General features: G+C 45.2%; 4 protein-coding genes. All 4 read left to right on the top strand.

All coding sequences use genetic code 11. The annotated features are described in order from the left end of the window. The first annotated feature begins 246 nt into the window (after positions 1-246). On the top strand, positions 247-1,851 hold the full coding sequence (locus KKC1_RS03210) for a Na/Pi cotransporter family protein (RefSeq protein ID WP_238134174.1): 1,605 nt from the start codon (positions 247-249) through the stop codon (positions 1,849-1,851). Positions 1,852-1,860: 9 nt separating this feature from the next. Then, positions 1,861-2,631 (top strand): undecaprenyl-diphosphate phosphatase, encoded by a 771-nt coding sequence (locus tag KKC1_RS03205; protein WP_088553062.1) that lies wholly within the window; start codon positions 1,861-1,863, stop codon positions 2,629-2,631. A gap of 101 nt (positions 2,632-2,732) precedes the next feature. Then, positions 2,733-5,069: an FtsK/SpoIIIE family DNA translocase gene (locus tag KKC1_RS03200; RefSeq protein WP_088553061.1), complete on the top strand. Its 2,337-nt coding sequence runs from the start codon at positions 2,733-2,735 to the stop codon at positions 5,067-5,069. Positions 5,070-5,151: 82 nt separating this feature from the next. Beyond that, positions 5,152-6,198 carry a tRNA 2-selenouridine(34) synthase MnmH gene (gene mnmH / locus KKC1_RS03195; RefSeq protein ID WP_088553060.1) on the top strand — a complete coding sequence of 349 codons (1,047 nt, stop codon included), beginning with the start codon at positions 5,152-5,154 and terminating at the stop codon, positions 6,196-6,198. Positions 6,199-6,200 lie beyond the last annotated feature (2 nt).

Raw genomic sequence — 6,200 nt, 5'->3', positions numbered from 1 at the left:
GAAGTGGTAGGCCAGCTAAGCTACAGGCAACTGTTTTAACAAAGGGAACTGCAACAAAATATTGTGTACCCCTTACGTGCCAATAACTAACATATCATACATAAATCCCCAATTACCATTGGAGGAAAGAAAATCGAAAAAATTACCTAGGTCCACTTGACAGCTTCTAGAAATATAATTATATGGCCAACCTTCCCGATGATATGTTATAATTATTGCCGTGAGTTTCAAAAGGGGAGAGGGAAATTGAAACTTGTTTTTACTCTGTTAGGCGGTCTGGCTTTATTCATATACGGAATGCAGGTTATGGGGGATGGTCTGCAAAAGAGTGCGGGCAACCGCATGCGCAGTATTCTCGAAGTCCTTACCAGCATTCCTCTGGTCGGTGTGCTGGTAGGAACGATAGTAACCGCCATAATTCAAAGCAGCAGTGCCACCACGGTAATGGTGGTAGGTTTTGTTAATGCAGGATTAATGACCTTAAAACAAGCAGTTAGTGTTATTATGGGAGCCAACATTGGCACTACAGTTACCGCCCAGCTTATTGCCTTTAAATTAAGTCATTATATCGAACCGCTAATTGCATTGGGTTTTGCTTTTTATTTTTTTGGCAGAAAAAGAACCCATCGTTATATTGGACAAGTTGTCCTTGGCTTTGGAATTCTTTTCTTAGGGTTGGATATTATGAAAGATGCCATGGCTCCTCTGCGTGAGTACGAAGGTTTTCGCATTTTTATGGCTAATTTCGGCCGATATCCATTACTGGGAGTGGCCGTAGGGATAGTGATGACCTCGCTTATTCAAAGCAGTAGCGCCACTATAGGAATTCTTATTGCTATGGCCAGTCAGGGGCTGGTCAGTTTGGAGGCAGCTATACCGATTTTATTGGGCGATAACATCGGAACGTGTATCACAGCATTGTTAGCCAGTATTGGAACCAATCTGACCGCCAGAAGGGCTGCTTTTAGCCATGTGTTGTTTAATGTTACAGGTACGGTAATATTCTTGTTGTTTATGCCTCTGTTTTTGAAATTGGTGCTTATTATATCCCCACAAGACGATATCGCCCGCCAAATTGCCAATGCTCATACATCATTTAATGTGTTAAACACGTTACTTTTTCTTCCCATAATTAATATCTTTGTTAAAGGCATTATAAAATTAATTCCAGGAGAGGTTGAGACTATTCCGCAGGGTCCTGTCTATTTGGACCCGAGAATGCTTAAGACACCGGCAATTGCCCTTTCCCTAGCTACCAAAGAAATTATTCGGATGGCGGATATAGCCTACCGCAATGTTGCTGACGCCATGGAAGGCTTTTTCCAAGAAGACGCCAAATTATTAAACAGTGTTTTTGAACGGGAGAAAGTTATCGATCAACTCGATGAAGCTATCACGGCTTACCTGGCTCAGATTGCTCAAAGAGGGATGAATCCCGCCCTATCTAAACGCCATACCGGATTGCTTCATGCGGTTAACGATTTGGAAAGAGTTGGAGACCATGCGGTAAACATTGCTCAGATGGCCTTTAACCGCATAGAAGATGGGCTACCTTTTACCGAGCAAGCACTTTCGGAATTGCAGGAGATGAGTGAATTAGTAAAAGATACGCTGGCTCAAGCTATCGAAGCCCTTAAGCATGACAATGTTTCCGCGGCTAAGCAGGTGTTGAGACAGGAAAGGAAGATTGATGAGATGGAGAAAAGCCTGCGGCTAAGTCATATTGGAAGATTGAACTGTGGCAAGTGTTACCCTGGCTCAGGGGTGGTTTTCCTCGATATCATCAGTAATTTGGAAAGGGTGGGAGACCATTCCCACAATATTGCCCAAGTGGTGTTAGAGGAGGATTAGGAAAAAAATATGTCCGTCTGGGAAGCAATATTTCTTGGGTTGGTACAGGGACTGACTGAGTTTTTACCTGTGAGCAGTTCGGCCCACCTGGTGATAGCTCAACACTATTTGCATATATCTACTCCCGGCCTGACTTTCGAAATTCTGGTTCATTTTGGCACCTTGGTGGCGGTACTGGTAGCTTTTAGAAAGGACATTTTGTCCTTGTTTAGAAAACCTTTTCAGCGTTTAACGTATTTGATAATAATAGGAACTGTTCCCACGGCTATTATAGGCTTGGTTTTTGAGTCTTATGTAGAGCAGTTGTTTGGTTCGGTACTGGCCGTCGGTTTTATGCTTTTGGTTACCGGCTTTTTTCTTTGGATAGGGGAAACCCTGGTTTCGGGAGGTAAAGGGACGGAAGAGATGTCTTTCAGGGATGCTCTGTTTATAGGCATAGCTCAGGGAATGGCAGTAACACCGGGAATTTCGCGTTCCGGTATTACTATTTCTGCCGCTCTGGTGAGGGGATTGAACCGGGAGACTGCAGCCCGGTACTCCTTTTTGGTGGTCATTCCGGTAATTCTTGGGGCCACCATCCTGAAAGGAGCCGAGCTCTTAAGCAGCCCTGCCTCTAGAGAAATTTTGTCTCCTTATTTAATCGGAACTGCCGTGGCTGCTATTTCGGGTTATTGGGCGATAAAGAGTTTGCTCAAAGTACTGCGAGAAGGGAAGCTGAGGTATTTTTCCGTCTATTGCTGGTTGTTGGGTCTGATACTAATTATAGAGCAGCTCACCTAAGGCCTCAATCAGGCCTTTATCTTTTTGTAATGGCCCTAAACCTCGATGGCAAAAGGAATTTATGGAAAATATGTAGAATACCCTGTTGAGGTGAAGCGAACATGGGAGGAATTTTTAATCAAATTAAGGAGGAACTCAAAAAGGAAATTGTTGGTATAATTTTGGTGGCATTGGCTCTGCTAAGCGCCGTCAGTATTTATATAGTAGATTCCGGTTTATGGATAGAGAAAGGACAGGCTGTAGGAAGCATAGGGCGTTTTTTAGTAAGATTTCTTTCTACTATGGCCGGTCAGGGGCGTTACCTCCTGCCTTTGCTGCTGGCAGGGTATGGCGTGTGGCTTATGAGACGAAATCAGCATTTCCCTTTATCACCCAGGGCCTATGGAACTCTGTTTCTGTATTTAATAATCTTGGCGGCTATGCACCTGCCGATAATAGTCGAAAAACAGGCTGGCCAGGCGCTACGCTTGGCTCTTGACGGGTATGGGGGAGGAGTACTGGGTGCCCTGGTGGCGGTTGTTTTTTATACTTTTTTCGGTATAGCTGGTACTTACATAATTCTGGGAGCGTTGATGTTGATATCAATTCTTATGATTACTGAGCTTTCCTTAACCGCCCTGCTCCGGAAAGGATTTGAGCGGTTGAAGAGTTTCTGCTATCGCCTGCGAGGAGAAATAAGCAATTTTATTTTTACGGTGGTTGAGGAAGAAGAAGAACTTCCACCTGTACCGGCAAAATCAAGAAAGAAGAAGGGGCAGAAAAAAGCACGAAATGAAAAAGAGGTTCAAGAGAAAAAATCATTCACTACTACACCCCAAGAAAAGGAACCGGCCAGCAGAGAACGCCAGTCCGGCCCGCGGGTGAGAATATATCCAGAACCGCTGATTCCGCAACCGGAAGCTACTCCTGCCCCAAAGGAGGAGCAAAAGGAATTGTCTTCCATTGCAGCCGAGGCAGTTTCCGAAGAAAGTGAGACTGGGGAATTAAAAGACAAGGCCGTTGGCAAGAAATATCAACTTCCTTCGGTTTCCCTCTTACAACGTTCTGCCCGTCCCAAGAGTTCTCGTTTGCATAAAGAAATTAATGAAAGAGTACGGCGCTTGGAAGAAACATTAGAAAGCTTTAAGGTCAAAGCGAAAGTTAACCAAGTCAGCTGTGGGCCAGCTATCACTCGATTTGAGATACAACCGGCTCCAGGAGTCAAGGTTAGCCGAATTGTGAGTCTGGCGGATGATATCGCTTTAAGTTTAGCTGCTCCAACGGTTAGAATAGAAGCGCCAATTCCCGGAAAAGCTGCAGTAGGAATAGAGGTCCCGAACCACGAAATCTCTTTGGTTCACTTCCGCGAGGTGGTAGATACACCAGAGTTCTATCAGGCCTCCTCGAAACTAACCATGGCATTAGGTAAGGATATTGCCGGGAATCCAGTAATAGCAGATTTAGCTAAAATGCCCCACCTGTTGATTGCCGGAGCTACCGGTTCAGGTAAAAGCGTATGTCTCAATTCTTTGATATGCAGTTTACTCTTTAAATGCACGCCTGCCGAATTAAAGCTTTTGATGATTGATCCTAAAATGGTGGAGCTCACCACTTATAACGGAATACCTCATCTTATATCTCCAGTAGTCACCGATGCTCAAAAAGCGGCGGCCGCCTTAAGGTGGGCTGTTAATGAAATGGAAAAGAGGTACGAGCTTTTCGCAGAGGCCTCGGTTAAGGATATAGTTCGCTACAATAAATTGAAGGCTGAGGAAGCTCCAGGTCAAGAGGGGCAGGAACTCCCATACGTGGTGGTTCTTATTGATGAGTTGGCAGACCTTATGATGGTGTCTCCGGTGGAAGTGGAAGATGCAATTTGCCGATTGGCCCAGATGGCACGGGCGGCAGGTATTCACCTGGTAGTCGCGACCCAGAGACCTTCGGTAGATGTAATTACGGGGCTGATCAAGGCCAATATTCCTTCGCGTATCGCGTTTGCTGTTTCGTCCCAAACGGATTCCCGTACCATTCTAGACATGGGAGGAGCGGAAAAGCTATTGGGTAGTGGTGACATGCTGTTTTTCCCGGTCGGTGCCGCCAAACCTATTCGCGTTCAAGGAGCTTATGTTTCCGACAAGGAAGTAGAAGAGATAGTCGCTTTTTGGAAGCGGCAAGGCCAACCCGAGTTTCAAGAAATTGTCGTTCGTTCTTCTGGACCCAGCCAGGAGACAGAAAAAGAAGAAGAGGATGAATTATTTCCTCAGGCGGTTAAGATTATTGTTGAACACGGACAAGCTTCTATTTCTCTCTTGCAGCGCAGGTTGCGCATAGGTTATACACGAGCGGCTCGCCTAATAGATATGATGGAAGAACGAGGCATTGTAGGTGCGTTTGAAGGGAGCAAGCCGAGAGCCGTTCTTATTACCGAAGAGGAATACGAGGAGATGTTCGGTAATTAAACATTTATTTCTAGCACAGGGTAAAATGAAAAGGAGGAGATTGAGCCGTTATATAGAATTTACAAGGTAGGTTAAGAAAGCTATGAAGGATAATGCAGGTTACATTAATGTTGAAGAAGCACTGAACATAGAGAATGCGGTGTTTATCGATGTTCGTTCCCCGCAAGAATTTGCTGAAGACCATTTGCCGGGAGCCATAAATATACCTCTCTTGGACAATGAGGAACGAAAACAAGTGGGGGAAATATATCACCGAGAGGGCCAGTTAGCTGCCCGGCGCGTGGGATTAGATATTGTTTCTCCCAAATTACCTCGCCTTGTATCTCAAATTCTGAGGGCTGCCCATGATAAAGAACATTTGGTCGTTTATTGCTGGCGCGGGGGACTGCGCAGCAAGGCAGTAGCCGATGTTTTACAACTGGTTGGTTGTCCTGTTAGACGATTGGCGGGTGGATATAAAGCCTACCGTCGCTATGTACACTCCTTCTTTTCCCGGGAGTTACCGCATCAGTTGGTGGTATTGCATGGTCTAACTGGCTCGGGCAAAACCGAAGTTATAAAGGCTCTACAGAAGATGGGAGCACCTGCAATTGATTTGGAAGGGTTAGCTAACAACCGAGGATCGGTTTTCGGAAAGGTAGGCAGGGAAGGGCAACCTACTCAGAAAACTTTCGAGAGTCTCCTTTTTGCTGATCTGTGGAAATTTCGCCGGGAAAAATTTCTCATCGTAGAAGGGGAAAGTAAGAGAATTGGAAAGCTGTTTATCCCTGATTCTTTTTTTAAGGCCATGCAGGAGGGCAAAAAGATTCTCCTGTACACCAGCTTGAGACGGAGAGTTGAACGGATTGTTGAGGAATACACAGCAGGAGATAATGGCAACGTGGAGGAACTAGTGAAGGCCGTTTCCTGGTTAAAGGAAAGGCTGGGAAAAGCTGTAGTGGAGAAACTTCAGGGGATGATTCGTCAGAAAAGGTTTGCGGAGGTTGCAGAATACTTGTTAATAAATTATTACGATCCTCTTTATCGATATCCGGATCAACCGTCCCGTGAATTTGACCTGTCGGTTGAGGGGGAGAATGCCAACAGGGCGGCGAGAAAAATTCTTAGTTTTTTGGAAGAACTAGGTTAAAC

The sequence above is a fragment of the Calderihabitans maritimus genome (assembly GCF_002207765.1).
GTDB lineage: Bacteria > Bacillota > KKC1 > Calderihabitantales > Calderihabitantaceae > Calderihabitans > Calderihabitans maritimus.
This window is presented reverse-complemented; position numbering and strand designations above follow the sequence as displayed.